Origin of the sequence: Arthrobacter sp. L77, from assembly GCF_000816565.1 — a bacterium.
Taxonomy (GTDB): domain Bacteria; phylum Actinomycetota; class Actinomycetes; order Actinomycetales; family Micrococcaceae; genus Arthrobacter_D; species Arthrobacter_D antioxidans.
On sequence record NZ_JWSU01000006.1, the window covers coordinates 838,754 to 864,164 of the forward strand.

The window sequence follows — 25,411 nt, forward strand, 5'->3', positions numbered from 1 at the left end:
TGGCATCAAACCGAAGCATTGCGAGACTGTAGGCCAATTCGCTAGCCAAAAGCGCCGCCTATTGCCAGTGACGTGACAGCTCCGGCGGCGGGGCGGGAGAAGGAGGAGCGCGATGCCGAGCACGACGACGAGCGCGCCGCCGATGATGAGCGGCAGGGCGAAGGGTGTGGACTGGTCGTTGGGGGTGGTGACGGACACCTGCGTGGGGGCGGGCGCTTCGCCGTCGGCCGCGAGCAGGATGGACCAGTCGCCCTCGGTGGGCTCGGTCCACCGGTAGGTCAGCGATCCGTCGCCGGATTCCTCCGCGATCCACAGATCGCTGCCGCTCGGATCGGGGACCGAGTCCTCACCCTCCGAGAATCCGGAGTCCAGCGCCTGCTCACCGAGCCCCGTGACGCTCAGGTGGGCTGCGTCGCCCACCCACGCCTCGACGTCGGAGGCACGCCCGACGGCGAGGGTGAAGGGACCGTCGGCCTCGACCGTGACCTCGACCGGGCCGTCGCCGGCTCCCCGGGCACCGGGCTCGATCACCGTGACGGGTCCGGCCTGGGCATCCTGCGCCACGCCGGCGGTGACGGTCTCGGCGGGAGCCCAGACGGTCCGCTGTCCGATGCCGAGGAGCATCAGCAGGAGTCCTGCCACGATGATCGGTACTGCTGTCTTCACGCGCACTGGTTGCCTATCGTTGTCCGTGACGGCGGACCGCGTGGCCCGGTCCGCTCTGATTCCGCTCCGGTGGTCCGGCGCGGCGACGCATGCCGCTGCCGGCCCACCCAGGAATAGTTCCTCAATGGTAACGAAAATCGTCCCGACCGATCCCGCCGCACACGGGCCGGGCCCACCCTGACCGGCATCCGTCAAGAACCGGTCGTCCGGCACCCGGCTGTTAGGGTTTCGCTAGTCCTCCCTCCCGCGGTCGGGACACCGCGCACGTGAAAGCAGAGCCCTTCGTTGACAGACCCCCAGGACGTCCCGGTCGACCAGCCGCTCCCGCGGCCCGCGCCGGCCGCGAACGGCAGCGACGAACGGCCCTCCGACGATCAGGCGCCGGCCGAGCGGTCGTCGTCGGCGTGGCGCTCCCTCTTCACCCTCGCGCGGCGGTCGCTCCCGTCCGCCCAGCCGCGCCCCCGTTTCGAGTTCCCGCCGGAGGTGGAGCCGGCCGAGGTCGCGGTGGACCATGACGTCTCGCTGGCCGACGAACGCCTGAAGTTCGGAGGCAACAACGCGCCGACCATGCGCGCGCACCCCATCCACTTCGGGTTCATGATGAGTATCGGCGTCGGGCTCGCCCTGCTCGCCTTCTTCATCATCACCAATGTCGGCCAGCTCCTGGTGTGGATCGGGGCGGCGCTCTTCATCGCCCTCGGCCTGGACCCGATCGTCCGCTGGCTGGAGACGAAGTACGTCCCGAGGCCCGCAGGCATCGCCGTCTCCGTGCTGCTCCTCATGGGGGTGGTGGTCGGGTTCTTCGCGCTGCTCATCCCGACGATCGTGAGCCAGACCTCGCAGATCGTCGACCGCGCGCCGGGCTATGCGAACAGCTTCCTCAACTCGGAGTTCTTCACCAGCGTCGACCGGCAGTTCCAGGTCCGCGAACGCGTCAGCTCCGAGATCGACAAGTTCTTCGCCAACAGCGAGGCCGTGGGCGGGATCTTCGGCGGCGTCCTGGGGGTGGGGACGGTGATCGTCAACGGGCTCTTCGGAGCGCTGGTGATCCTGGTCCTCGCCCTCTACTTCCTCGCGTCCCTGCCGGGCATGAAGAAGTGGGCGTACCGGCTGGCCCCGCGCTCCCGGAGGCCCCGCGTCGAGGTGCTCTCGGAGGAGATCACGCGCAGCGTGGGTCTCTACGTCATCGGTCAGGCCTGCGTGGCGCTGCTCAACGGCACCTTCGCCTTCATCGTGATGTCGGTCGCCGGGGTGCCGTTCTCCGTGCTGCTGACGTTCGTCGTCGTGCTCCTGGCCTTCATCCCGCTGATCGGCGCCGCCACCGCCGCCGTCATCGTCTCCCTCATCGCCCTGACCGTGGGCTGGCAGACGGCCCTGCTGTTCGCGATCCCGTACGTCGCCTACCTGCAGTTCGAGGCGTACTTCATCTCCCCGCGCATCATGCAGCGTGCCGTCGCGGTGCCCGGCGCGGTCGCGGTGATCGCGGTCATCGCGGGCGGCAGCCTCCTCGGCGTCCTCGGCGCGCTGATCGCTATCCCGACGGCGGCCGCCGTGATGCTGCTGCTCAAGGAAGTGTTCATCGCCCGCCAGGACCGCCAGTAGCCCTGGCCGCCGTCCTGCCGGCTCTCGGGGAGTGCCCGCTCAGCGCGTCGGCAGCGCGGACGGCGCGACGGCGGCCGGACCCGTCCACTGCGTGGGCAGCGGGAGGTCCACGTCGGGGCGCACGACGCCGACGATCTCGTTGAGGGCGCGCGCCGCGTACTTCTCCCCCACCCAGAGGTGCTTGGCCCCGTCGATGCCCGTGACGTCGGCCTGAGGCACACGGGAGAACCGCTCGGTGGCAGCCTCGGGCATCAGGTAGTCGTCGAACTCCGGCACCAGCACCTTCAAGGGCAGGCCGCTCGCACCCCACGCGTCGAGGTCGGCGTCGTCCGCGCGGTGCAGCGGAGGCGACAGCAGGATGGCCCCCTCGACGAGTTCGGCCACCGGATCCTGTGCGCCGTACTTCAGGCACAGCTCGGTGCCGAAGGACCAGCCCACGAGCCAGATGTGGTGCAGGCCCTGCGCCACCACCCAGTCGACCGCCGCCTGGAGGTCCAGCCGCTCGCCGTCGCCGCCGTCGAACTCGCCGTCGCTGCACCCTCGCGGGGAGCACGTGCCGCGCGTGTTGAAGCGCAGGACGGCGATGTCGGCGAGGGCGGGCAGGCGGAAGGACGCCTTCCTGTAGACGTGGGAGTCCATGAAGCCGCCGTGCGTGGGCAGCGGGTGGAGCGTCACGAGGGTCGCCTTCGGGGTACGCCCGCCGGCCGGCGCGGCGAACTCCCCCACGAGGGTCAGCCCGTCCGCGGTGCGCAGCTCGATCTCCCGCCGATCGGCGGGGAGGACGGTGGACGCGCGGATCTCGATCGGCTCGTCGCTGGTGGTGAAGGTGTGGTCGGTGGTGTCGCTCGCCATGCCCCCCAGTCTAGGTCGGGCCGGACGGGTGCCCGGCGCGCGAGACCCGTGGGGGCGCACCGGGTCAGTAGCGGAAGCTGCGCGTCTGCCAGCACCGCACGTGCCAGTGGCGGCGCTCGGCCAGCGCGGTCTGCGGACCGAACAGCGAGTCCTCCCGCCAGACGACGAGGTGCGCGATCCCCGGCAGGATGAACGAATGGCAGCCCGGGCAGGTGTAGGTCTTGGCCGCATTGCGCTCCGTGATGCGGCGCACCGACCACTCGCCGTCAGGCGCGCTCTCACGGCTGGGGATGCCCGCCCGGGCGCGCTCGAGGTCCGGTTCGGGCGGCGGGGTCCACTTGCTCCGCGCGCCACCACCGGGCCGGCTGGGTCGGTTGGAACGGGGCACGGCTCCAGTCTGCCATCCGGCCGGGGCCGCGACGGTTCCTCCGTGGGCCGCTCCACGAATCATGCGCTGCGCCCTCCGCCCGGTAGAGTCGTCCCCGTGCGTCTTGTCATTGCCCGTTGCTCCGTCGACTACATCGGCCGCCTTCGCGCCCATCTCCCGCTGGCCACCCGGCTCCTCATGGTGAAGTCGGACGGCTCGGTGCTCGTGCACTCGGACGGCGGCTCCTACAAGCCCCTGAACTGGATGAGTCCGCCGGCGAGCCTGCGCGTGAGCGAGCCCGACGACGCCGACCGCGCCGAGGGCATCACCGAGGTGTGGACCGTGCAGCACGCCAAGAGCGACGACCGGCTCGTCATCAACATCCGTGAGCACCTGCACGATTCCTCCCACGACCTCGGCGTGGACCCCGGCCTCGTCAAGGACGGTGTGGAAGCCGACCTCCAGCGCCTCCTCGCCGAGCAGATCGAGCTGCTCGGGGCGGGGTTCACGCTGATCCGGCGTGAGTACATGACGGCCATCGGTCCCGTGGACATCCTCGCGCGCGATGCCCAGGGCCGCACGGTGGCGATCGAGCTGAAGCGCCGCGGGGACATCGACGGCGTGGAGCAGCTCACCCGCTACCTCGAGCTGCTGAACCGCGACCCGCTCATGTCCCCCGTCCGCGGGGTGTTCGCCGCCCAGCAGATCAAGCCCCAGGCACGGGTGCTGGCCACGGACCGCGGCATCGACTGCCTGACGCTGGACTACGACGCCATGCGCGGGGTCGACGACAGCGCGTCCCGCCTCTTCTAGGTCTCCTAGGGAGGCAGGCCCCGGCCCCCTACACTCGGACCATGGCTCTCTCCAGCAGAACGCCCACCGCCCTGTCCGGACGCATGGTGACCGGGACGGGGATCATCGACGACGGCGTGCTGCGCTGGCAGGGCTCGCGCATCACCGAGGCGGGGACGGCGCGCGGCGACGATGCTCCTGCGGAACGGCTGCCGGAGGGCTACCTCATCCTCCCGGGGCTCATCGACCTGCACTGCCATGGCGCCGGCGGCGGGGACTTCACCTCGGGGTCGGACGCCGACATCGCCGCCGCGGCGTCCCACCTGCATCGCAGCGGTTCGACGACGGTGCTCGCGAGCACGTGTGCCGCGCCGCTGGAGGACCTCGAGGCCGCCTTCGGCCGGCTCGCGGTGGCCGCCGAGGCGGGGCTGATCGCCGGCATCCATGCCGAGGGTCCGTTCCTGGCGAAGGAGCGCAGCGGCGCCCACGATCCGGCCTTCCTCATCCTGCCCACGCAGGAGGACGTCTCCCGTCTCGTCACCGCCGGGCGGGGGCATCTGGCCTCCATGACGTACGCGCCGGAACTGCCCGGCAGCGACGTCCTGGTCTTCGAGCTCGTGATGCACGGGGTCATCCCCTCGATCGGGCACACGGACAGTTCCACCGAGGAGACCTCGGCCGCCCTGGACCTCGTCAACGAGGAGCTCGCCTCGACCGGCTTCGCGGGCTTCAGCGGGCGCCCGACGGCGACGCACCTGTTCAACGCGATGCCCGGGATCCATCACCGCTCGCCCGGGCCGGTCCCCCTGCTGCTGCAGCGGGCGCGCGCCGGGGAGATCGCCGTCGAGCTCATCGCCGACAACGTCCACCTCCACCCGGAGACGGTCAGGATGGCCTTCACGATCGCGGGCTCCGAGAACATCTGCCTCGTCAGCGACTCCACCGCCGCAGCGGGCCGTGCATCCGGTGACTTCCGCCTCGGGCAGGCCGCCATCACCGTCGTCGACGGCGCGGCCGTGCTCAGGGCCTCGGGGGTCCTCGCCGGCGGTGCCGGGAGTCTCCTGGACATCGTCCGGTGCACGGTGGAGGCGGGGGTCGACGTCGTCGACGCGGTGCGTGCGGCGACCGCCGTGCCCGCGATCGTGCTGGGGCTCGGCGACGAGGTGGGCAGCCTCCACGGCGGGCTGCGCGCGGACGCCGTCGTGGTCACGCCCGATCTTCAGCTCAAGGGCGTGCTGCGCAACGGGACGTGGGTCAGGCCGCTCGAGGACTGAGGCCGACGCCCGGCGGATCGGGGCGCGGGACCGGCGTCAGCGCCACGTCCCGATGCCGATGACCGGGCCGGCCTCGATCCAGGAGGAGAGTCCCGCGTACACGTCGTAGCGCATCGCGAGGTCGAACGGCTCGCCCTCATGGGCCAGCTGGACGATGATCGCGCCCGGTTGGATCCGCACCCGTTCTGCTTCCGTGGGTGCACGCCAGCCCTCGACCTCGAGGGAGCTCCGCACGAACCGGAACTTCGGGACAGGGCTGAGCGAGAGCAGGCTGAGCCATTCCAGGTGATTGTCCGTATAACGACAAACCCCCACCCGCCATCCCTGGGGAGGGAGGCGAATGGAGGCGTCGAACGTGCCGAGGGCACGGTTCAGGTGGTACCGACGGAGGAGGAATGCTCCGATCACGAGCACGAGCAGGCCGAAGACGACCGCAAGGCAGATGAACGTCACACCCAATGCCTCCATGCCGGGAGGCCTACACGGATTCCGGCGTCACCGAACCGCCGACCTTGGCGTTGTCCGCCACGATCACCACGCGGTTGGAGTCGACCGAGAAGAAACCTCCATCCACGCCGACCACCAGGCGCTCGCCACTGACCGGCTCCACGGAGATCTCGCCGGCCTCGAGGATCGCGAGGATCGGTGAGTGTCCGGGAAGGATCCCGATCTGCCCGTTCGACGTGCGTGCGTTGACCTTGCGTGCCGCGCCCGACCACACGAAGTGGTCGGCCGCGACAACTTCGACCTCGAGTTCGCCCTGTGATGCCATGGGCGTTACTTACCGGTCTGCTGTTGGATCTTGGCCCACTGGCGCTCGACGTCGTCGAGTCCGCCGATGTTGAAGAACGCCTGCTCCGCGATGTGGTCGAGGTCGCCGTTGCAGATCGCCGAGAAGCCCTCGATGGTGTCCTTGATGGAGACCGTCGATCCCTCGACGCCGGTGAACTGCTTGGCGGTGTAGGTGTTCTGCGAGAGGAACTGCTGGATGCGGCGCGCACGCGCGACGACGACCTTGTCCTCTTCGCTGAGCTCGTCGATGCCGAGGATCGCGATGATGTCCTGCAGTTCCTTGTTCTTCTGCAGGATCTGCTTCACGCGGACGGCCGTGTTGTAGTGGTCGTGGCCGATGTACTGCGGGTCCAGGATGCGCGAGGTCGACGCGAGGGGGTCCACGGCCGGGTACAGGCCACGGGACGCGATCTCGCGGGAGAGCTCGGTGGTCGCATCGAGGTGCGCGAACGTGGTCGCCGGAGCCGGGTCGGTGTAGTCGTCGGCGGGGACGTAAATCGCCTGCATCGAGGTGATCGAGTGGCCCTTGGTCGAGGTGATGCGCTCCTGCAGGAGGCCCATCTCGTCGGCCAGGTTCGGCTGGTAGCCCACGGCGGACGGCATGCGGCCCAGCAGGGTCGACACCTCGGAACCCGCCTGCGTGAACCGGAAGATGTTGTCGATGAAGAGCAGCACGTCCTGGTTCTGCACATCACGGAAGTACTCCGCCATGGTCAGGGCCGAGAGCGCCACGCGGAGGCGCGTTCCGGGCGGCTCGTCCATCTGGCCGAAGACGAGCGCGGTGTCCTTCAGGACGCCCGCCTCTTCCATCTCCACCCAGAGGTCGTTGCCCTCACGGGTACGCTCGCCCACGCCGGCGAACACCGAGGTGCCACCGAAGTTGCGGGCCACACGCGTGATCATCTCCTGGATGAGCACGGTCTTGCCGACACCGGCGCCACCGAACAGGCCGATCTTGCCGCCCTTGATGTACGGCGTCAGGAGGTCGATGACCTTGATGCCGGTCTCGAGCATCTCCGTGGAGCCCTCGAGGGAGGCGAAGGCCGGGGGCTTGCGGTGGATGGGCCAGCGCTCGGTGATCTGCAGTTCCGACTCGTCGACGTCGAGCGGCTTGCCCAGGACGTTGAAGATGTGTCCCTTGACGCCGTCGCCGACGGGCACGGAGATCGCCGCTCCGGTGTCCTGCACCACGGTCCCCCGGACGAGGCCGTCGGTGGCCTGCAGGGAGATGGCGCGCACGAGGTTGTCGCCGAGGTGCTGCGAGACCTCGAAGGTGATCAGGCGGGTCTCACCGCCGAGGGTGATCTCGGTGGTGAGGGCGTTGTACATTGCGGGGATTGCGTCGGCCGGGAACTCGACGTCGACAACCGGGCCGATGACACGTGCAATACGGCCGGTGGCGCCGGGGGCAACTGAGTCCGTACCGTGTTCAACAGTCTGGGCAGTCATCTCTCTCACTTCATTTACGTAGATGGCGTGGAACTAAGTCTAGCTGTGCACCCGGCGCCCTCGAGGACCCGGATGGGGAGGTGCGTCAGGAGGCGTTCAGCGCGTCCGCGCCGGCCACGATCTCCGAGAGCTCCTGGGTGATCTCGGCCTGACGGGCGGTGTTGCGGAGGCGCGTGTACTTCTTGATCAGCTCCGTCGCGTTGTCGCCCGCGGACTTCATCGCCCGCTGGCGGGCGGCGAGCTCGCTGGCCGCTGCCTGCAGCATGGCGGCGAAGATGCGCGATTCGATGTACCGCGGCAGGAGGGCGTCCAGGACCTGTTCGGGCTCCGGCTCGTACTCGTACAGCGGCAGGAGGTCACCCTCCTGGGTCACTTCCTCCTCCACGACCTCGAGCGGGAGCAGGCGCATGACCGACGGCTCCTGCACGACCATGGAGCGGAACTTCGTGTAGACGACGTGGATCTCGTCCACTCCGCCGTCCTCGTAGTCCTTCAGGAATGCAGCCAGCAGCGCCTCGCCGACCTCGCGTGCCGTGTCGAACTCGGGGGCGTCGGTGGAACCCGTCCAGACCTTCTCGTAGTCACGACCGCGGAAATCGAAGTACACCTGGGACTTCCGGCCCACCAGGAAGGCCTGGATCTCCTTGCCCTCCGATCGGAGCGTCTCGAAGAGACCCTCCGCCTGCTTGAGCGCACTGGCCGAATACGACCCTGCGAGACCACGATCCGAGGTCATCACCAGGACGGCGGCACGACGGACCTCACCGTGCTCGGTGGTCAGCGGGTGGTCGATCTCCGACTGCGACGATACGGCCGAAACGGCACGGGTGATCGCGTTGGCGTACGGCAGTGCCGCCGCGACACGCGAGCGCGCCTTGCCGATGCGAGAAGTCGCGATCAGCTCCATCGCCTTGAAGATCTTCCGCGTCGACGTGGTCGAGGCGATCTTCTGGCGGTAGACCCGGATCTGGGCTCCCATTCTTGTCCTTTCCTTCGCCCCCGCTACGGGAAGCGATCAGGCCAGGGTCCTGCCGACGGGAGGGGCTGGGCCCCTCCCGTCCTGCAGATCCTCTAGCGCTTCTGTCGAACGATCTTTTCCTGCTCGACCGAATCCGAGTCGATCGCCTGGAACTCCTCGTGACCTGCGCCGAAGCCGTCCGCCCCGGCACCAAAGAAGCCCTCCTTGAATCCGACGACCTGTGCCTTCAGCTCCTCGGCGGTCGAGTCCTCGAGCTTGCCCGTCTGGGCGAGCGTGGTGAGGATCTGCGACTTGTGGCCGAGGTGCTCCAGGAACTCCGTCTCGAAGCGGTTGATGTCTTCCACCGGGACGTCGTCGAGGTAGCCGTTGGTACCGGCCCAGATGGACACGACCTGCTGCTCCACCGGCATCGGCGAGTACTGACCCTGCTTGAGCAGTTCCATCAGGCGTGCACCGCGGGTCAGCTGCTGGCGTGACGCCGCGTCCAGGTCCGAGGCGAACATCGCGAAGGCCTGCATGTCGCGGTACTGCGCGAGATCCAGCTTCAACGTGCCCGAGACCTTCTTCATCGACTTCACCTGTGCGGCACCGCCCACGCGGGACACCGACACGCCGACGTCCACAGCGGGGCGCTGGTTGGCGTTGAAGAGGTCCGACTGCAGGAAGATCTGGCCGTCGGTGATGGAGATGACGTTCGTCGGGATGTACGCCGAGACGTCGTTGGCCTTGGTCTCGACGAGCGGGAGACCCGTCATCGAACCGGCACCGAGCTCGTCGGAGAGCTTGGCGCAACGCTCCAGCAGACGGGAGTGCAGGTAGAACACGTCGCCCGGGTAGGCCTCGCGTCCCGGCGGGCGCCGGAGCAGGAGGGATACCGCACGGTAGGCCTCGGCCTGCTTCGACAGATCGTCGAACACGATGAGGACGTGCTTGCCGCCGTACATCCAGTGCTGCCCGATGGCGGAACCGGCGTAGGGGGCGAGGTACTTGAAGCCTGCGGGGTCGGAGGCGGGAGACGCGACGATGGTCGTGTACTCCAGGGCGCCCTTGTCCTCGAGGGTCTGGCGGACGGCGGCGATCGTCGACGCCTTCTGGCCGATGGCCACGTAGATGCAGCGGACCTGCTTGTTCACGTCACCGGAAGCCCAGTTGGCCTTCTGGTTGATGATCGTGTCCACGGCGATCGCGGTCTTGCCGGTCTGGCGGTCGCCGATGATCAGCTGGCGCTGTCCACGGCCGATCGGGATCATGGCGTCGATGGCCTTGAGTCCGGTCTGCATGGGCTCGTGCACCGACTTGCGCTGCGTGACGCCGGGAGCCTGGGTCTCGAGTGCACGGCGGCCTTCGGCCACGATCTCGCCGAGGTCGTCGATCGGCTGGCCCAGGGGGTCGACGACGCGGCCGAGGAAGGCGTCACCGACGGGGACCGAGAGGATCTCGCCCGTGCGGTGTACTTCCTGGCCTTCTTCGATCCCGTTGTAGTCACCGAGCACCACGACACCGATTTCACGGGTGTCGAGGTTCTGGGCGAGTCCGAGCGTGCCGTCCTCGAACCGCAGCAGCTCGTTGGCCATGACGGAGGGAAGACCCTCCACACGGGCAATGCCGTCACTTGCGGTGGTCACGCGGCCGACTTCGACGCGCTCCGCGTTTCCGGGCTCGTAGGACGCCGCAAAGTCGTTCAACGCACTACGGACGTCTTCGGCGTTGATGGTCAATTCGGCCATCTCAGTCCCTGCTCTCCTGTGTTGTGATCACCATGGGATGCGTGGCGACCGGTGTGTGATTCAGTGGGTGTGGCGCGGATCGGACAGGGCGTGAACGCCCTATCCCGCCAGCTTGCGGCGCAGTTCGGACAGCCGCGTGATGACGGTCGAATCGACCATCTCGTCTCCCACGCTGACTCGGACTCCGCCGATCAGTGTGGGGTCTACCTTGACGTTGACCTTGAGCTCGCGGGCGTACATCGCGTTCAGGCCGGACTCCAGCCGTTCGAGCTGGCTTGCCGTCAGCGGACGGGTGACGCTGACGTTGGCAATCCAGCGCTGCTGGCGCACGGCGACCAGTTCGAGGAACCGTTCGACGAGGATCGCGGGCTTCAGCCCGCGCGGTGAACGCACGGCCTGGGCGATGAGGAGCCTGCCTGCGGGCCCGGCCTGGGGTACGAGCTTCAGGCCGAGGACCACCTTCGACTCCGGGGTGGCCTGCGCGTCCGAGAGCGCCCTCTGCAGGGCGTGGTTGGAAGCGACCACCTGGGTGAAGGAGTACAGCTCGTTCTCGAGCCGGTCCAGGCCCTCCACACCGCTGCCCTGCTCGGCCACCGCGATGACCACGGTCGCCGCGAGGGTCTCGAGGGCATCACCGATGTCGCGGGCGTTGGCCCACCGCTCACTGACGAGGCCCTTGACCACGGCTGCGGCGTCGGAGGAGACACGGCCGGCGATCAGCTGGTCGACCAGCACCGCCTTGTCCTTGCCGCTGCGGGACGGGTCCGTGAGTGCACGGCGCAGGCCGGCATTGCTGTCGAGGATCGACAGCACGCCGAACAGCTCCTCCGCAAGGCCCAGGGTGGCACCCTGCAGACGTGACTCCAGCCCTTCACGGACCGTTGCCAGGGACTGGCTCGATACTCCTGCCATTACTTCGCCGCACCTGCACTGTTCGAGGAAGTCTCGAGGTCGGCGAGGAACCGGTCGATGACGCGGGACGAGCGGGCGTCGTCGGCGAGGGACTCCCCGACTATCCGGCTCGCGAGGTCTGTCGCGAGCGTGCCGACCTCGGCGCGGAGCGAGACCACGGCGGCCTGGCGCTCGGCCTCGATCTGCACGTGGGCCTGCTCGGAGATGCGTGCCGATTCCGCGGCCGCCTTCTCCTTCAGGTCCGCGAGGATCTGGGCCCCTTCGGCGCGCGCTTCCTCGCGGATGCGGTTGGCCTCGGTGCGGGCATCCACAAGCTGCTGCTTGTACTGCTCCAGCGCCGCGTTGGCTTCCGCCTGGGCGGCTTCCGCCTTGGCGATGCCACCCTCGATGGCAGCCGTTCGTTCTTCGAACGTCTTCTCGAATGCCGGCATGACGTACTTGATGACGATGAACATCAGCACGGCGAAGCCGGCCAGTGTCACGAGGAACTCCCACCAGTTCGGTGCGAGCGGGCTGGAGCCCTCCTCCGCCGCCATAATCGCTGCGTTAAGCATTTTTCACCCGTCTTTCTTCAGCTTGTCTTCGGTCGGTCAGGGCGGCCTTGTCAGGCGCCGATGACGAAGGCGAAGACGAGGCCCAGGATCGCGAGGGCTTCGGTCAGCGCGAGGCCGAGGAAGGCGATGGGCTGGAGGACACGCTGTGCCTCGGGCTGGCGAGCTACGCCATTGATGTAGGCCGCGAAGACGAGACCGACACCGACACCACCGCCGATCGCGGAGAGGCCGTATCCAACCATGTTGAGGCTACCCTGTACTTCCATTGTGTTCCTTTCAAGATGCCGCATTCGAGCGACAGGTTGTTTGGGATCATCCCCGACGGGGAAGACTTGTAAAAATCAGTGGGCGTCGGCGTTGAGAGCGCCTTCGATGTAGATCGCGGCGAGCAGCGTGAAGACGTACGCCTGCAGGACCATGATCAGGGCCTCCAGCATGTACATCGCCACGGCGCCGACGAGGACGAGGACGCTCGTGCCCTGCAGCAGGATGTTGCCCGTCATCACCATGTACTCGATGGCGGATCCCGCGAGGGTCACGATCAGGTGGCCGGCGAGCATCGTGGCGAACAGTCGCAGCGAGTGCGTGACCGGACGGACGATGAAGTTCGAGATGATCTCGATGGGTACGACGATCGGCAGGATGTACCAGGGCACGCCCGAGGGGACGACGGCCAGCTTGAAGAAGCGCAGTCCGTGCTTCTGGAGACCGATGCCCACCCAGAGGAGGTAGAAGATCGCCGCGATGGCGTAGGCACTGCCCGGGTGCGAGAAGGTGGGCAGCTGCAGGAACGGGATGGCCCCGAAGATGTTGTTCACCAGCACGAAGAAGAAGGCGGTGAAGAGCCAGGGGACGTACTTCAGGAAGTCCCGGCCGCCGATGATGTCCTTGCCGATGGAGTTGCGGACGAAGCCGTACGCCGACTCCCCGAGGAACTGCACCTTGCCGGGGACCATCTGGCGGCGTCGTGACGCGACCAGGAAGAATGCGGCGATGATGACCACGGACAGGATGACCATGAGCATCTGCTTGCCGAAGCCGGGGTCGAACCAGACGCCGTAGGGGTCACCCCAGGGGAGGATATCCCGGTAATGGGTGTCCTCGATCGTCGGGGCTACGAATCCCTCTTCGGTAGTTGCGGCCGGGAGCGCAAGCGCGATCAACGCGTTTCCTCTCTGCAGTGTCCATCGTTGGGCAAGATCTGTTCGGCCGCAGCGTGACTGGTCCGACTCATGACGTTATGGGAGTTCACTCCGGTTCATCCTCGGCACCGGACGTCGACCGGGATCCGCTGTGCGGATTCGGTGTGTGGTTCCGAGTGAGGTTGTGCATGTGGGAGAGATAGAAACCCCCTGCTGCACCTAAGAACGCTCCCGCCAGCACCAACCAGCGTGTGTCGAGGAGATTATCCAGCCCCCAGCCTATCAAACTCCATACCGCGATCCCGCCAATCATGTAGCTGAACACGGCGATGCCCGCGTTGTAGCCGCCGTTGGAAAAGCGCGCCTCGCCGGGGGCCGGCGTGCCGTCGGAGGGGTCGCCGGGCGTCGGGGAAGTGCCGGTCATGTCAGTGTCCTTCCGGTCGCCGGGACGCGGGTGAACCCGTGGTCGGCCCGGGCGGGTCGTCGTAGAGGGGCGTCCGGAGCCGCGAGAACGCGACGACCTCCGCCGCCTGCCACACGATCACGGTGGCGAGGGCGCCCCAGAAGAACCAGGTGCGGTCGAGCCAGTCCGGGGTCCCGAACAGGAACAGGACGGCGCCGAACCCCACGACCTTGATGGCGTAGGTGACGACGAACAGGCCGAGAGCTCCGGAGGGGTTGGTCCTGCCCGTGAAGTGGCCGATCAGGAGGCTGATGCCGAAGAACACCATGACGAGGGCGGCGCCGAACAGCACGCTCAGGCCGGCGGCGGGGGAGGCCGCGAGCAGCGCCGCGGCGGCGATCAGGACGGCGGTCGCCGCTCCCCCGGCGGCGCTCCGGCCCAGGATGCGCAGCCAGGGGCTGTCCGTGGGTTCCGACGCCGGGGAGAGCGTCGCGTCGTCGGCTCCGGTGGCCGGGTTCTCCGGTCGTGGCACGTGCTGTCCGCTCTGTCGGCGGCGCCGTGGGGCGCCCTGTGTTCCCCGGTCGACGGCGTCGTGAGGGCTGGAGGCGGGTCTGCGGGACCGCAGGTCACCGCGCCCGGCGCCTGAAATTCTACCTCACGGCGGGGTTCGCGCCCCCGCTCAGGCCTCGACCACCGTCCGACGACGGGCGATGGCCCGGAAGATCCGCGGGGAGCAGAGGTACAGCGCGACCACGGCCGCGGCGAACAGCGAGGCGGTGACTGCGAGGGGCGCGGGTGCGGTGGCGAGCACGAAGCCCGCGGCCCCGGTGAGCGCGGAGAGGACACTCACGAAGAGTGCCACCTGGACGTGGCTGAGTCCGGTGTCGGTGAGCCGCTGGTACACGTGCTGGCGGTGCGCGGCGTAGAGCCGCTCCCCGCGCCGGGCCCGGCGCAGGAACGTCGTGAACGTGTCCGCGAGGTAGATGAGCACCGGCGAGAGGAGGTACTCGAGGTAGACGCCCGCGAGCAGGCCCGTGACGGCGATGGCCGCGATCGACGCTCCGAGCAGGTAGCTGCCGACGTCGCCCAGGAACACGAATCCCCGGCCGAGGTTCCAGGGCAGGAAGCCCGCGAAGGCCGCCGCGACCACGAGCCCCGCGACCGTCAGCCACAGCTGGTCGCTGAGGACCCCGGCCCACGAGTAGAAGAGTCCCACCACCACCCCGTGCATGCCGGAGATGCCGTTGATGCCGTCCATGAAGTTGGCGGCGTTGATGTAGGTGGCCACGGCGACGGCCCCGACCGGGACCCACCAGTAGCTGCTGTCCTCGATCGTCGTCGCGAGGACGATCGTGCCGAGCACGCCGATCATGAGCTGTGCGGCGGCACGGACCTTGATGGACAGCCCCCGGAGGTCCTCGATCCAGCCGAGGGTCGCGGCCGCGCCGACCATCCCGATGACGAGGAGGATGAGCGAGCGGTCGACGGCCACCAGGCCGATCGCGAGGGAGAGGGCGAGGGCGGCGAGGATCGCGACCGCGACGGCCATCCCCATGCCCCGGATCACCACGGTGGAGTGCGAGGAACGGCTGTTGGGGATGTCGACGACGCCCCACCGCTTCAGCAGGGGCTTCACGACGACGGGCAGCGCCAGGGACAGGCCCAGGGCGACGAGCCCCACGATCACCAGCTGCGCGCTCATGACGTGGGTCCCGCGGCGCCGGCGGTGGACGGCGAGGTGCGGGCGGCGTGGCCCGCCACGTCACTCCCGAGGACGCCGATCTGTCCCTGCCCGAAGCCGCCCTCGGTCTTCCACCGCTGCAGGCTCAGCTGTCCCGGATCCAGCGGCGCCACGGACGTGTGGGAGATCTTCGGGTGGAGGGGGCGCGAGTCGTTCTCGCCCACGCCGATCAGGTCCTCGTGCATCTTCTCGCCGGGCCGCAGGCCCGTGAAGACGATGTCGATATCCTTGCCGGACATGGCGATCATGCGCTGGGCGACGTCGAGGATCTTCACGGCCTCGCCCATGTCGAGGATGAGGACCTCCCCTCCCCTGCCGATCGCGCCCGCCTGGACGACGAGCTGGCAGGCCTCGGGGATGGTCATGAAGAAGCGCGTCACCTCCGGGTCGGTCACGGTGATCGGACCGCCGTTGCGGATCTGCTCGGTGAACAGCGGAAGCATGGAGCCGCGGCTGCCGATCACGTTGCCGAAGCGCACCGAGACGTACCGCTGGCCCGTGTCCTCCGCGTGCCACGAGGTGAGCTTCTCGGCGACGCGCTTGGAGTGCCCGAGGACGCTCGTGGGGTCCGCCGCCTTGTCCGTGGAGATGTTGACGAAGTTGGTCACGCCGACGGCCGCCGAGGCCCGGAGGACGTTCAGCGAACCCTGGACGTTGGTCTTCCAGGCTTCCTCCGGATACTGCTCGAGCAGCGACACGTGCTTGAGGGCGGCCGCGTGGAAGACGACCTCGGGCCTGCGGTCCTCGAAGATGTTCAGCAGCGCATCCGCGTCCCGGATGTCCGCGAGGACGGTGTCACGGCCGGTCAGCAGGCCGCGCCCGGTGAGGGAGATCTGCGTGCACTGCAGGCCGGTCTCGTCGCGGTCGAGCATGATGAGCTCCGCCGGCGCGAAGATCGAGAGCTGGCGGCACAGTTCCGAGCCGATCGACCCGCCGGCCCCCGTCACCAGCACGCGCTTCCCGGTGACGTACCCGGCGACCTCGTCCGGGTGGATGTCCACCGGACGGCGTCCGATGAGGTCCTCGACGGCGACCTCGCGGAAGTCGGCGATGGCGGCACCTGCGGCACCGAGCATGTCCCGCAGCGGCGGCAGGACGAGCACCCGGATGCCGAGGCCCGCCACGAGGTCGGAGACGCGGCGCACCTGCGCGGCCTCCACCTCCGCGAACGCGATGACCAGGACAGAGGCCTGCGTCCTGGCCACGACGTCCCGCAGGTCGTCGATCCGCCCGAGGACCGGGACGGAGGCGAGCCGCAGGTGCTTCTTGGCCGGATCGTCGTCGATCAGGCCGACGGGGAAGTAGGGGGAGCCGGGGTCCTGCATCATGCGGCCCACGAGCGAGTTGCCGAGGAATCCGGCGCCGTAGATCAGCGTGCGCTGCGCGTCCTCGCCCGGCTTCGCCTTGCTCTCCACATACATGCGCTTGAGGTAGCGGGTGGCGGCCAGGAACATGCACGCGAAGGGGAAGGCGATGATGCCGATGCTGCGCGGCACGCCGATGACGGTGAAGAACGCGACGCTGACGAGGACCAGGATGACGGCGACGAGCACGGCCACGATGACCAGCAGCTTCGCTTCGTGGAAGCTCCCGAAGCTGTACCTCCCCCGGTACAGCGCGAAGCTGAGCCCCACCACCAGCTGGGCGACGACGGCCACCGCGCAGAACGCAGCGAAGCCCGGGACGTTGACCTCGTTGACGAGGAGCTCGTAGCGGAGGATCAGCGCGAGGAGGATGGCCACGATCCAGGCTGCGGCGTCGAGCAGGTACTGCGACCACAGCCAGATCGCCGGTTTGTCGGCGGCGGAGGCCATGGCCGTGGAGCCGGGTGTCCGGGCGGAGGCCCGGCCTTCGTTGAGTCCCATGATTCCTAACGGTGTCATGCAGCCATCCACCGCACACCGGGCGTGGTGCGGCCCGGGGTCCCTGCGCCCGTAGGGTCGGGACCCGTCCGGCCGGGGCTGGAACACGGTGTAATAGACTGCTATTACCCCAGAATACTAACTGCCCCGCCTGTGCCAGGCCCGTTGCGTACTGCCAGGGCGCGGCCCGGAAGGAACAGGTTGCACGTCCCCGACGCCGGCTCGCCCCGCGTATTCCTCGTGATCACGACGTTCAACCGGGCGGCCCTCCTGCGGGAGCTCCTCGATTCGATCGCAGCCCTCGAACCGGCCCCGGCCGCCGTCGTCGTGGTGGACAACGCCAGCACGGACGCCACCGGCGACGTCCTCGCCGACGTCCTCCTCCCCGTGCCCCTGATCGTGGAGCGACTGCCCGTGAACCTGGGCGGCTCGGGCGGGTTCGCGGCCGGCGTCGCGCGCGCCCTCGAGGAAGGGGCCGACTGGCTCTGGCTGATGGACGACGACGTCGTCGTCCTCCCCGACGCCCTCGCGTCCTTCGCCCCCTGGATGAGCCGGTACTCGTGCATCCACGGACGCCGCTACGACGCCGCGGGCCTGCCGTTCTTCTGGCAGCACACCCTCGACGAGTTCACCGGCGTCCACCTGCCGGTCCGGGGCGACGTCTTCGCGGCGTCACCGGTCTTCCACACCAACGTCGCGTGCTTCGAGGGCATGCTGGTCGCGGCCGGCGTCGTCCGCGAGATCGGCCTGCCGGACGCCCGGTTCTTCCTCAACGGCGACGACCTCACCTACGGGTGGCTCGTCTCGCAGCGGTACCCGGTGGCGTACGTCGACGCCTTCGTCCTCCGGAAGACGCGCGCGCAGCGGCAGGTGGACCTCGGCGTCCGGCACCTCAACGAGTCGAGCAACCTGTCGCGTTTCTGCGGCATGCGCAACCGCGGGCACCTCGCGCGGTACCTCCAGCTGCACGGCCGCTACCACCGGGTGGGGTTCGGCCTCGGCACGCTCCTGTCCGCCGGCAAGGAGCTCCTCCGCCTGCTCGCCGTCGAGCACTCGATCTCCGGCGCCTCCCAGGTGTGGCACGGGTGGAGGGCGGCCCGGGTGATCCTGCACGATCCCGGCTGGCGGCCGGAGCCGCCCCTGCGGGACCCCGCCCGGCAGACGGGCGCGTCGTGATGCACTGGCTGGTGCTCGGCGGCTCCGGCTTCGTCGGCTCCGCGGTGCTGCGGGCCCTGCACGCGTCGGGCATCGATGCGCACGCCCTGTCCGCGCCGCGGCTCGCGACGGCCGCCGATGCACCGGTGGCACTCCTCGCCGCCGCGGACGCCACGGACACCGCCGGGCTGGAGTCCGCGATGGCGGGGTACGACGTCGTCGTGAACGCGGCCGGTCTCGCCACCCCTTCGGCGACCGGCGGGACGGACCTGCTCGGCGCGAACGCCCTGCTGCCCGCCGTCGTCGCCCGCGCCGCGTCCGCCGCCGGGGTCCGGCGCCTCATCCACCTCAGCAGCGCGGCCGTGCAGGGCCGGACGCCGATGCTGGACGAGACCGGGACGGTGCGCCCCTTCTCGGCGTACTCACGCAGCAAGGCGCTCGGCGAGCAGGCCCTGGATCTCGCGGCGGCGCGGGAGCCGTCCCTGTCCGTCGTGACGGTGCGGGCCACCTCCGTGCAGGGCGAGGGGCGACCGACGACGGCGGCCCTGGCGCGGCTCGCCCGGTCGCCGCTCGCCTCCGTGGCGTCCCCGGGGACCGCGCGATCGCCGATCACGTCGGTGGACTCCCTCGCGGAGCTGGTGCTGGCCCTCGGCACCCACCCCGGGGCCCTTCCGGCGCGGGTGCTGCAGCCCTGGGAGGGACTCACCGTGCGCACCGTCCTCGAGGCGGCCGGCGGACACCCCCGGGTGCTGCCGGCGGCGCTGTGCCGGGCCGCGGTGCGGGGCGGCTACCTGGCGTCGTCCGTCGTGCGCGGTCGCCTCGACGGGCATGTGCGCCGCGTCGAGCTCATGTGGTTCGGACAGGACCAGGTGCCCGGATGGGCGGCCGGCCAGGGCATGGTCCCGACGGCCCGGGTCCGTGAGGTCCTCGCCGACGCGGGCCGCGCGGCACCGGGTGCGGGCGGGCGCTGACCTACCTTCCGGCGTCCGCGTCCTCCGGGGTCCCGGCGCCCGGCTCGTCCGGCGTCGGGGTATCCGGAATTCCGGTGCCCGGCGCGTCCGGAGCCGGGGCATGCGATGCCTCCGGAGTCCCGGCATCCGGCACGTCCGGGAGTTCGCCGTCGATCCCCACCACGCCCGGCACCACGGCCCGCAGCTGCTCGAGCGACACCGTGCCCTGCCGGACCACGCGCAGCAGCTCCCCCGTCGTGTCGACGATGGTGGACCCCGTGCCTCCGGCGTCGGCCCGCGGGCCCGCGTCGAGGTAGACGGCCACGGACTCGGCGAGCTGCTCGGCGGCCTCGGCCGCCGTCGTCGCCGCCGGCCGGCCCGTCCGGTTCGCGGAGGACACCGCGAGCGGCCCCGTGAGCGTCAGCAGCTCGAGGGCCGTCTCGTCGTCGGGCATGCGCAGCGCCACGGTGCCGAGGGTGTCGCCGAGGTCCCAGGTGAGCGACGGCTGGGCGAGGCAGATGAGGGTGAGGCCGCCGGGCCAGAACGCCTCGGCGAGACGGCGGGCGTCGGGGTGGACCTCGGTCGCCAGGCCGTCGAGGGTCTGGATCCGCGGGATGAGGACCGGCGGCGGCATGTTCCGCCCGCGCCCCTTCGAGGCGAGCAGGGTGGCCACGGCCTGCGGCGAGAAGGCGTCCGCCCCGATGCCGTAGACGGTGTCGGTGGGCAGGACGATGCACTGCTTGAGCGATACCGCGCGCTGGGCGGCCGCCAGCCCTTCGCTTCGCTGGGTGGGATCGGAACAGTCGTAGCTCGTTGTCACCCGATCATCCTTCCATTGCTACCCGTGGCGGCGCACATCGGCGCGTCCACCCGCCGGTCTGCGGGTGGTCAGGAGGACGGCGGCGGTCCGAAGCCCGTCCCGCGGAGCCCCGCGGAGTAGGCGGCGAACCAGGCGCGCAGGCCCTTGAGGTCGCGCTGCGTGATGAAGTAGTAGGGGAAGCCAATGACGTCAGCGCCGAACCACCGGAGGTTGCGGTGCTTGCGGGCGAGGTACGCGCGGTTCCGGAAGTAGGAGAACCGCTTGAAGTCGCCGTCGGGGATCACCGGGGTGATGAAGCCGCCGAAGATCGGCTTCATCTCCGACCAGGTGGCCGGGTGACGCACCGCGACGGTGGCGAGCGTCCCGTACTTCAGGCCGGCCTTCCGGACGCGCGCCAGGAAGTCCACCTCGTCGCCGCGGATGAAGAACTTCATGTCCGGCAGGCCGATCGTCGAGAACACCTCCGCACGGATCAGTGCACCGTTGAAGAAGTGCACCATGTCGGGCAGGTAGCCCTTGGCCTCCAGCGTCGCGCGGTCGTTCGTCAGCAGCCCGTTGATGCGGAAGTTGAAGGACAGCCGCGACGGGTCCGACGTCGCGGCGACGAGCGGGCTCACGATGTCGAGCCCGTGCTCGTGGGCGGCGTTCAGCAGCTCGGCGAGGCACCGCCCGTCCTCGGGGTGGCCGTCGTCGTCCATGAGCCAGATCCACTCGGCGCCGCTCGCGATGGCCGCGAGGATGGCGAAGGCGAAACCCCCCGCGCCGCCGAGGTTGGCTTCCGAGCGCAGGTAGTGGATGGTGCCGCCGGCCGCCGTGGCGGCGTCGACGACGTCCGTCGCGGGGCGTGTCCCCGAGTCAACGAGGGCCACGGTCCGGATCGGGGCGGTCTGCGCCGCGAGGGACCGCAGGAGCTGTGCCAGCTCCTCGTGCCGGTCGTAGGTGACCGCCGCGACGGCGACGGCGGCGTGCGGGGCGGTGTCCGGTCGGCCGGGTGGGGTGTGCTCCGTCATGGGTGTGCCTCTCGGGTGGTGTCGGGGGAAGCGGGTCCCGTGGTCAGCACGGCACTCGTGGCGCGGTCGCGGCCGCCGAGGTCCTGGTGCGTGGTGACCGCGGTCCAGACGCCCGTCCGCTCGAGGAAGGCCGCGACCCATGGAGCCTGCACCTCCGCGTGCTCCATGACGAAGTACCCGCCGGGCCTGAGCAGGCGGGCCGCCGACCCCGCAGCGGCGCGGGGCAGTTCCATGCCGTCCGCTCCCCCGCCGTACAGCGCCATCCGGGGGTCGTGCTCGGCGACCTCCGGCTCGATGGGGACGGCTTCGGCGGGGATGTAGGGCGGGTTGGAGACCACGACGTCGAAGCTCCCGTCGTGCTCCGGGAGGGCCGTGGCGAGGTCGCCCTGCACCAGGTGCACCCCGAAGCGCGCCAGGTTCGGTCCCGCCCAGGCGAGGGCGAGGTCGCTCAGTTCCACGGCGTACACCTCGGCGCCGGGGACCTCGTCCGCGACGGCGGCCGCGATCGCCCCGGACCCCGTGCCGAGGTCGACGATCCTGGGCACGGCGAGGCCCAGCGCGCGGTCGATCACGAGCTGCGCGACGGTCTCGGTCTCGGGCCGCGGGACGAAGACGCCGGGGCCCACGGCCAGTTCGACACGCCGGAAGTACGCCACACCGGTCAGGTGCTGCAGCGGCACGCGCCGGGCACGCTCGTCCACGAGGGCCTGGAAGCCTTCGGGAACGGGCGACCCGATCAGCGCCAGGGCCCGCAGCCGTCCGCGCGAGACCCCCAGCAGGTGCGCCGCCAGCAGCTCGGCGTCGACCCGCGGACTGGGGACGCCCGCCGCGCGGAGCTGCCGTTCGGCGGCCCGCAGGGCCTCCTCCACGCCTACTCGTCCGCGCCGATGGCGTCCAGGCGGGCCTGCTCGTCCATCTCGATGGCCGACTGCACCACGGGCTCGAGGTCGCCGTTCATGACGGCGTCGAGGTTGTAGGCCTTGTAGCCGGTGCGGTGGTCGGCGACCCGGTTCTCCGGGTAGTTGTACGTGCGGATGCGCTCCGAGCGGTCCATCGTGCGGATCTGGGACTTCCGGATGTCCGAGTTCGCGGCGTCGATCTTCTCCTGCTCGTGGGCCAGGATGCGGGAGCGGAGCACGCGCATGGCGGCCTCACGGTTCTGCAGCTGCGACTTCTCGTTCTGCATGGCGACGACGATCCCGGTGGGGAGGTGCGTGATGCGTACGGCCGAGTCGGTCGTGTTCACGGACTGGCCGCCGGGGCCCGAGGAGCGGTAGACGTCGATCTTGAGGTCGTTCTGGCTGATCTCCACCTCTTCGGGCTCGTCCACCTCGGGCAGCACCAGCACGCCGGCGGCCGACGTGTGGATGCGGCCCTGCGACTCGGTGACGGGGACGCGCTGCACGCGGTGCACCCCGCCCTCGAACTTGAGGCGGGCGTAGACGCCCTCCGCGGGGTCGTTCGAGGACCCCTTGATGGCCATCTGCACGTCCTTGTAGCCGCCGAGGTCCGACTCGTTGGCGGAGATGAGCTCGGTCTTCCAGCCCCGGGACTCGGCGTAGCGGGTGTACATGCGCAGCAGGTCGCCGGCGAACAGCGCGGCCTCGTCGCCGCCCTCGCCGCCCTTGACCTCGATGATGACGTTGCGGCTGTCGTTCGGGTCGCGCGGGATGAGGAGGCGGCGCAGCTTCTCCTGCGCCGTCGCGAGCTGCTCCTCGAGGACGGGCACCTCGGCCGCGAACTCGGGATCCTCGGACGCCATGCCGCGGGCCGCCTCGAGGTCGTCCTCGAGCGCGCTCCAGCGGTTGTGCGCGTCGACGATGCGTCCCAGCTCCGCGTACCGGCGGCCGAGCCTCCGGGCCAGCGCCTGGTCGGCGTGGACGGCCGGGTCGGCGAGCTGGTCCTGCAGCTCGGAGTGTTCGTCGAGCAGTCCCTGGATGGACTCAAACATCGGGTGTACCTCTTTCGGCTTGTGCAGCCAGTCTACGAAGGTCGGGACGGCGGGATGACCAGGTTGCCGGTTGGTTGCCGGTTGGTTGCCGGTTGGTTGCCGGTTAACGGACAAAGCCGTCCGGGACGAACCGACCGACATGCGGCCTGCTCGTCCCGGACGGCTGCCCGGTGCTAGTCGGAGTCCTTGGAGCCCAGCGTGGTCTTCTGGACCTGCATCAGGAACTCGACGTTGGACTGCGTCTCCCGGATCTTGTTGGTGAGCAGCTCCAGTGCCTGCTGGGTCTCGAGACCCGACAGCACGCGGCGCAGCTTCCACATGATCTTGACCTCGTCGGGCGAGAGCAGGTTCTCCTCGCGACGCGTGCCGGAGGCATTGACGTCCACGGCGGGGAAGATGCGCTTGTCGGCGAGGTTCCGCGAGAGGCGGAGTTCCATGTTGCCGGTGCCCTTGAACTCCTCGAAGATGACCTCGTCCATCTTGGACCCGGTCTCCACGAGGGCGGTCGCGAGGATGGTGAGCGAGCCACCGTTCTCGATGTTGCGCGCGGCACCGAAGAACCGCTTCGGCGGGTACAGCGCTGCCGAGTCGACGCCACCGGAGAGGATACGGCCCGACGCCGGAGCGGCCAGGTTGTAGGCGCGGCCGAGGCGGGTCATGGAGTCGAGGAGCACGACGACGTCCATGCCCATCTCCACGAGGCGCTTGGCGCGCTCGATGGAGAGTTCGGCGACCGTGGTGTGGTCGTCGGCGGGGCGGTCGAACGTCGAGGCGATGACCTCTCCCTTCACCGTCCGCTGCATGTCCGTGACTTCTTCGGGACGCTCGTCCACCAGGACCATCATGAGGTGGACCTCGGGATTGTTGATCGTGATGGCGTTCGCGATCGCCTGCAGGATCAGGGTCTTGCCGGCCTTGGGCGGCGAGACGATCAGGCCGCGCTGGCCCTTGCCGATCGGGGCCACGAGGTCGATCACGCGGGGGCCGATCTTCTTCGGGTCCGTCTCGAGGCGCAGGCGGTCCGAGGGGTAGAGCGGCACGAGCTTCGCGAACTCGACGCGGTCCTTCAGCTCCTCGGCAGGCTTGCCGTTGATGGAGGTGACGCGGACCAGGGCGTTGAACTTCTGGCGTGCGGCGGCCTGGGTCTCGCCCTCGCGGGGAGCGCGGATGGCGCCGACCACGGCGTCGCCCTTGCGCAGGTTGTGCTTCTTGACCTGGGCGAGTGAGACGTAGACGTCGTTCGGGCCCGGCAGGTAGCCGGAGGTACGCACGAAGGCGTAGTTCTCGAGGACGTCGAGGATGCCCGCGACGGGCAGCAGGACGTCGTCGTCGGTGACCTCGACGTCGTCGACCTCGGGGTTCTGGTTCCGGCCGCGTCGGCGGTCGTTGCGCTCGTTGCGGTCGCGGAAGCGGCTGTTGCGGTCCTCGGGACCGTTCCCTCCGTTGCGGTTCGCACGGTTGCGGCGGTTGCGTCCGCGGCCCTCGTCCTCGGTGGAGCCGTTGCCGCGGTTGTCGCTGCGCTCGTTGCCGCTGCGGCCGCCGTCGTTCTGGCCGTCATTGGTCGACTGGCCGTTCGACTGGCCGTTCGACGGGCTGTTGAACTGGTTGCCCGACTGGTTGCCCGACTGGCCGTTCGACTGGTTGGAGCCGTTGCCCGAGCGGTCGTCGTCGCGGCCGTTGCGGGAACGGCTGCGTCGCTCACTGCGGTCGCTGCGCGCGTCGCCCTGCTGTCCGGACGGGGACTCGGCCTGCGCCTCGCCCTGCCCGGCGTTCTGGGACTCCCCCTGCGCACCGTTCTGGGACTCGTTCTGGCCCGACGGGGCGTCCGAGCGGTCCTCGCCGCGACGGTTGCGGCGGTTGCGCTGGCTGCGGCCGCCGTTCTCGCGGTCGCCGCGGTCCTGCTGCTCGGCGCCCGAGCCATCCTCGGCGCCGTCGCGGGACGGGGCCTCGGCCGGGTCGGCGGTGGCGGTCTCGGTCGGGACGGAGACGACGCCGTCGCTGCCCGCGCGGCGGTTGCGGTTGCGGGTGCGGGGCTGACGCTCGGCCGGAGCGGACTGCGCGTCCTGGTCCTGGTTGTCCTGCGCCCCGTCCTGGGTGCCCGCCGTGGCCGGACGCTCAGCGTCGGCGCTGCGCTCGGTGCGGACGGTGGGGGCCTTCTGGCGGTCGGCGACCGCGGAGCCCCGCTGGTGGTCGGAGATCGCGGAGACGAGATCGCTCTTGCGCATCCTCGATCCACCGGTGATGCCGAGCTGGCCGGCAAGCGCCTGCAGCTGGGCGAGCTTCAGGCCGGCGAGACCGCTGCTCTTGGAAGTTGTTGCGCCGGTTGCTTCAGCGTCTTGGGTGGCCACACCTGGTAACAGGTCAGTGGTTTCAGTCACGAAGGATCCTTCCCCCTCGTCGGGCGGCCACAT

General features: G+C 69.7%; 26 protein-coding genes. 6 read left to right on the forward strand and 20 right to left on the reverse strand.

Going from position 1 to position 25,411, the window contains the following annotated elements:
- The first annotated feature begins 112 nt into the window (after positions 1 to 112).
- Together RY94_RS17980 and RY94_RS14010 are read left to right on the forward strand one after the other, a co-directional pair.
- The gene (locus tag RY94_RS17980; RefSeq protein ID WP_156135181.1) at positions 113 to 277 is read left to right on the forward strand and encodes a hypothetical protein; all 165 of its coding nucleotides are present in this window, start codon (positions 113 to 115) and stop codon (positions 275 to 277) included.
- Between the two features lie 674 nt (positions 278 to 951).
- Positions 952 to 2,268 carry an AI-2E family transporter gene (locus RY94_RS14010; protein WP_043446051.1) on the forward strand — a complete coding sequence of 439 codons (1,317 nt, stop codon included), beginning with the start codon at positions 952 to 954 and terminating at the stop codon, positions 2,266 to 2,268.
- A 39-nt stretch (positions 2,269 to 2,307) separates the two neighbouring features.
- On the opposite strand, the gene RY94_RS14015 is transcribed toward RY94_RS14010, so the two are convergent.
- Both RY94_RS14015 and RY94_RS14020 read right to left on the reverse strand, forming a co-directional pair.
- On the reverse strand, positions 2,308 to 3,120 hold the full coding sequence (locus RY94_RS14015) for an alpha/beta hydrolase (protein WP_043446054.1): 813 nt from the start codon (positions 3,118 to 3,120) through the stop codon (positions 2,308 to 2,310).
- A 64-nt stretch (positions 3,121 to 3,184) separates the two neighbouring features.
- The gene (locus tag RY94_RS14020; protein WP_043446056.1) at positions 3,185 to 3,508 is read right to left on the reverse strand and encodes a hypothetical protein; all 324 of its coding nucleotides are present in this window, start codon (positions 3,506 to 3,508) and stop codon (positions 3,185 to 3,187) included.
- Between the two features lie 96 nt (positions 3,509 to 3,604).
- Here RY94_RS14020 and nucS point away from each other — a divergent pair, with 96 nt between their 5' ends.
- Together nucS and RY94_RS14030 are read left to right on the forward strand one after the other, a co-directional pair.
- Entirely contained in the window at positions 3,605 to 4,300 is a 696-nt protein-coding gene (gene nucS / locus RY94_RS14025) for an endonuclease NucS (RefSeq protein ID WP_043446059.1), read from the forward strand.
- Between the two features lie 41 nt (positions 4,301 to 4,341).
- Positions 4,342 to 5,553, forward strand: a complete 1,212-nt coding sequence (locus tag RY94_RS14030; RefSeq protein ID WP_043446062.1) for an N-acetylglucosamine-6-phosphate deacetylase — start codon at positions 4,342 to 4,344, stop codon at positions 5,551 to 5,553.
- Between the two features lie 36 nt (positions 5,554 to 5,589).
- Here RY94_RS14030 and RY94_RS14035 read toward each other — a convergent pair whose 3' ends face one another.
- The 13 genes from RY94_RS14035 to RY94_RS14095 all read right to left on the reverse strand — a co-directional run bounded on the left by RY94_RS14035 (position 5,590) and on the right by RY94_RS14095 (position 17,066).
- Entirely contained in the window at positions 5,590 to 6,021 is a 432-nt protein-coding gene (locus tag RY94_RS14035) for a DUF2550 domain-containing protein (RefSeq protein WP_043446065.1), read from the reverse strand.
- Between the two features lie 10 nt (positions 6,022 to 6,031).
- Entirely contained in the window at positions 6,032 to 6,325 is a 294-nt protein-coding gene (locus tag RY94_RS14040; RefSeq protein ID WP_043446068.1) for a F0F1 ATP synthase subunit epsilon, read from the reverse strand.
- A 5-nt stretch (positions 6,326 to 6,330) separates the two neighbouring features.
- Positions 6,331 to 7,794 carry a F0F1 ATP synthase subunit beta gene (atpD, locus tag RY94_RS14045; RefSeq protein ID WP_043446071.1) on the reverse strand — a complete coding sequence of 488 codons (1,464 nt, stop codon included), beginning with the start codon at positions 7,792 to 7,794 and terminating at the stop codon, positions 6,331 to 6,333.
- An 85-nt stretch (positions 7,795 to 7,879) separates the two neighbouring features.
- The gene (locus tag RY94_RS14050; protein WP_043446075.1) at positions 7,880 to 8,773 is read right to left on the reverse strand and encodes a F0F1 ATP synthase subunit gamma; all 894 of its coding nucleotides are present in this window, start codon (positions 8,771 to 8,773) and stop codon (positions 7,880 to 7,882) included.
- 92 nt (positions 8,774 to 8,865) lie between these two features.
- The gene (gene atpA / locus RY94_RS14055; protein ID WP_043446077.1) at positions 8,866 to 10,500 is read right to left on the reverse strand and encodes a F0F1 ATP synthase subunit alpha; all 1,635 of its coding nucleotides are present in this window, start codon (positions 10,498 to 10,500) and stop codon (positions 8,866 to 8,868) included.
- A gap of 99 nt (positions 10,501 to 10,599) precedes the next feature.
- Positions 10,600 to 11,412: a F0F1 ATP synthase subunit delta gene (locus tag RY94_RS14060; protein WP_043446079.1), complete on the reverse strand. Its 813-nt coding sequence runs from the start codon at positions 11,410 to 11,412 to the stop codon at positions 10,600 to 10,602.
- Positions 11,412 to 11,966: a F0F1 ATP synthase subunit B gene (locus RY94_RS14065; protein ID WP_043446081.1), complete on the reverse strand. Its 555-nt coding sequence runs from the start codon at positions 11,964 to 11,966 to the stop codon at positions 11,412 to 11,414. The genes RY94_RS14060 and RY94_RS14065 overlap by 1 nt, the downstream gene beginning before the upstream one ends.
- A gap of 50 nt (positions 11,967 to 12,016) precedes the next feature.
- Positions 12,017 to 12,232: an ATP synthase F0 subunit C gene (locus tag RY94_RS14070; RefSeq protein ID WP_043446083.1), complete on the reverse strand. Its 216-nt coding sequence runs from the start codon at positions 12,230 to 12,232 to the stop codon at positions 12,017 to 12,019.
- Positions 12,233 to 12,307: 75 nt separating this feature from the next.
- Positions 12,308 to 13,129: a F0F1 ATP synthase subunit A gene (gene atpB, locus RY94_RS14075; protein WP_043446085.1), complete on the reverse strand. Its 822-nt coding sequence runs from the start codon at positions 13,127 to 13,129 to the stop codon at positions 12,308 to 12,310.
- 85 nt (positions 13,130 to 13,214) lie between these two features.
- Entirely contained in the window at positions 13,215 to 13,532 is a 318-nt protein-coding gene (locus RY94_RS14080) for an AtpZ/AtpI family protein (protein ID WP_052274374.1), read from the reverse strand.
- Position 13,533: 1 nt separating this feature from the next.
- Complete coding sequence (locus RY94_RS14085) at positions 13,534 to 14,043, reverse strand: hypothetical protein (RefSeq protein ID WP_052274375.1); 510 nt, start codon at positions 14,041 to 14,043, stop codon at positions 13,534 to 13,536.
- Between the two features lie 147 nt (positions 14,044 to 14,190).
- Positions 14,191 to 15,213 carry an MraY family glycosyltransferase gene (locus tag RY94_RS14090; RefSeq protein ID WP_043446087.1) on the reverse strand — a complete coding sequence of 341 codons (1,023 nt, stop codon included), beginning with the start codon at positions 15,211 to 15,213 and terminating at the stop codon, positions 14,191 to 14,193.
- Positions 15,210 to 17,066 (reverse strand): polysaccharide biosynthesis protein, encoded by a 1,857-nt coding sequence (locus tag RY94_RS14095; protein WP_197060689.1) that lies wholly within the window; start codon positions 17,064 to 17,066, stop codon positions 15,210 to 15,212. The genes RY94_RS14090 and RY94_RS14095 overlap by 4 nt, the downstream gene beginning before the upstream one ends.
- 249 nt (positions 17,067 to 17,315) lie before the next feature.
- Between RY94_RS14095 and RY94_RS14100 the strand changes: the two genes are divergently transcribed.
- Positions 17,316 to 18,290, forward strand: coding sequence for a glycosyltransferase (locus RY94_RS14100; protein WP_043446089.1), 975 nt, complete (start codon positions 17,316 to 17,318; stop codon positions 18,288 to 18,290).
- On the forward strand, positions 18,290 to 19,240 hold the full coding sequence (locus tag RY94_RS14105) for an NAD-dependent epimerase/dehydratase family protein (RefSeq protein ID WP_043446818.1): 951 nt from the start codon (positions 18,290 to 18,292) through the stop codon (positions 19,238 to 19,240). The genes RY94_RS14100 and RY94_RS14105 overlap by 1 nt, the downstream gene beginning before the upstream one ends.
- A 1-nt stretch (position 19,241) precedes the next feature.
- Here RY94_RS14105 and RY94_RS14110 read toward each other — a convergent pair whose 3' ends face one another.
- From RY94_RS14110 to rho, 5 genes are all read right to left on the reverse strand, one after another.
- A complete protein-coding gene (locus tag RY94_RS14110; protein WP_052274376.1) occupies positions 19,242 to 20,039 on the reverse strand; it encodes an L-threonylcarbamoyladenylate synthase in 798 nt (265 codons plus the stop codon).
- Positions 20,040 to 20,107: 68 nt separating this feature from the next.
- The gene (locus RY94_RS14115) at positions 20,108 to 21,049 is read right to left on the reverse strand and encodes a glycosyltransferase (RefSeq protein ID WP_043446092.1); all 942 of its coding nucleotides are present in this window, start codon (positions 21,047 to 21,049) and stop codon (positions 20,108 to 20,110) included.
- Entirely contained in the window at positions 21,046 to 21,918 is an 873-nt protein-coding gene (gene prmC, locus RY94_RS14120) for a peptide chain release factor N(5)-glutamine methyltransferase (protein WP_043446095.1), read from the reverse strand. Before prmC ends, RY94_RS14115 begins: the two co-directional genes overlap by 4 nt.
- A 2-nt stretch (positions 21,919 to 21,920) precedes the next feature.
- The gene (prfA, locus tag RY94_RS14125) at positions 21,921 to 23,000 is read right to left on the reverse strand and encodes a peptide chain release factor 1 (RefSeq protein WP_043446097.1); all 1,080 of its coding nucleotides are present in this window, start codon (positions 22,998 to 23,000) and stop codon (positions 21,921 to 21,923) included.
- A gap of 173 nt (positions 23,001 to 23,173) precedes the next feature.
- Positions 23,174 to 25,378, reverse strand: a complete 2,205-nt coding sequence (gene rho, locus RY94_RS14130; protein WP_043446824.1) for a transcription termination factor Rho — start codon at positions 25,376 to 25,378, stop codon at positions 23,174 to 23,176.
- Positions 25,379 to 25,411 lie beyond the last annotated feature (33 nt).

Coding starts and splice junctions, on each gene's coding strand:
- RY94_RS17980 (WP_156135181.1), top strand. CDS start 113: ATGCCGAGCACGACGACGAGCGCGCCGCCGATGATGAGCGGCAGGGCG.
- RY94_RS14015 (WP_043446054.1), bottom strand. CDS start 3,120: ATGGCGAGCGACACCACCGACCACACCTTCACCACCAGCGACGAGCCG.
- RY94_RS14030 (WP_043446062.1), top strand. CDS start 4,342: ATGGCTCTCTCCAGCAGAACGCCCACCGCCCTGTCCGGACGCATGGTG.
- RY94_RS14035 (WP_043446065.1), bottom strand. CDS start 6,021: ATGGAGGCATTGGGTGTGACGTTCATCTGCCTTGCGGTCGTCTTCGGC.
- RY94_RS14040 (WP_043446068.1), bottom strand. CDS start 6,325: ATGGCATCACAGGGCGAACTCGAGGTCGAAGTTGTCGCGGCCGACCAC.
- atpD (WP_043446071.1), bottom strand. CDS start 7,794: ATGACTGCCCAGACTGTTGAACACGGTACGGACTCAGTTGCCCCCGGC.
- RY94_RS14050 (WP_043446075.1), bottom strand. CDS start 8,773: ATGGGAGCCCAGATCCGGGTCTACCGCCAGAAGATCGCCTCGACCACG.
- atpA (WP_043446077.1), bottom strand. CDS start 10,500: ATGGCCGAATTGACCATCAACGCCGAAGACGTCCGTAGTGCGTTGAAC.
- RY94_RS14060 (WP_043446079.1), bottom strand. CDS start 11,412: ATGGCAGGAGTATCGAGCCAGTCCCTGGCAACGGTCCGTGAAGGGCTG.
- RY94_RS14065 (WP_043446081.1), bottom strand. CDS start 11,966: ATGCTTAACGCAGCGATTATGGCGGCGGAGGAGGGCTCCAGCCCGCTC.
- RY94_RS14070 (WP_043446083.1), bottom strand. CDS start 12,232: ATGGAAGTACAGGGTAGCCTCAACATGGTTGGATACGGCCTCTCCGCG.
- RY94_RS14080 (WP_052274374.1), bottom strand. CDS start 13,532: ATGACCGGCACTTCCCCGACGCCCGGCGACCCCTCCGACGGCACGCCG.
- RY94_RS14090 (WP_043446087.1), bottom strand. CDS start 15,213: ATGAGCGCGCAGCTGGTGATCGTGGGGCTCGTCGCCCTGGGCCTGTCC.
- RY94_RS14095 (WP_197060689.1), bottom strand. CDS start 17,066: ATGGCCTCCGCCGCCGACAAACCGGCGATCTGGCTGTGGTCGCAGTAC.
- RY94_RS14105 (WP_043446818.1), top strand. CDS start 18,290: ATGCACTGGCTGGTGCTCGGCGGCTCCGGCTTCGTCGGCTCCGCGGTG.
- RY94_RS14115 (WP_043446092.1), bottom strand. CDS start 21,049: ATGACGGAGCACACCCCACCCGGCCGACCGGACACCGCCCCGCACGCC.
- prfA (WP_043446097.1), bottom strand. CDS start 23,000: ATGTTTGAGTCCATCCAGGGACTGCTCGACGAACACTCCGAGCTGCAG.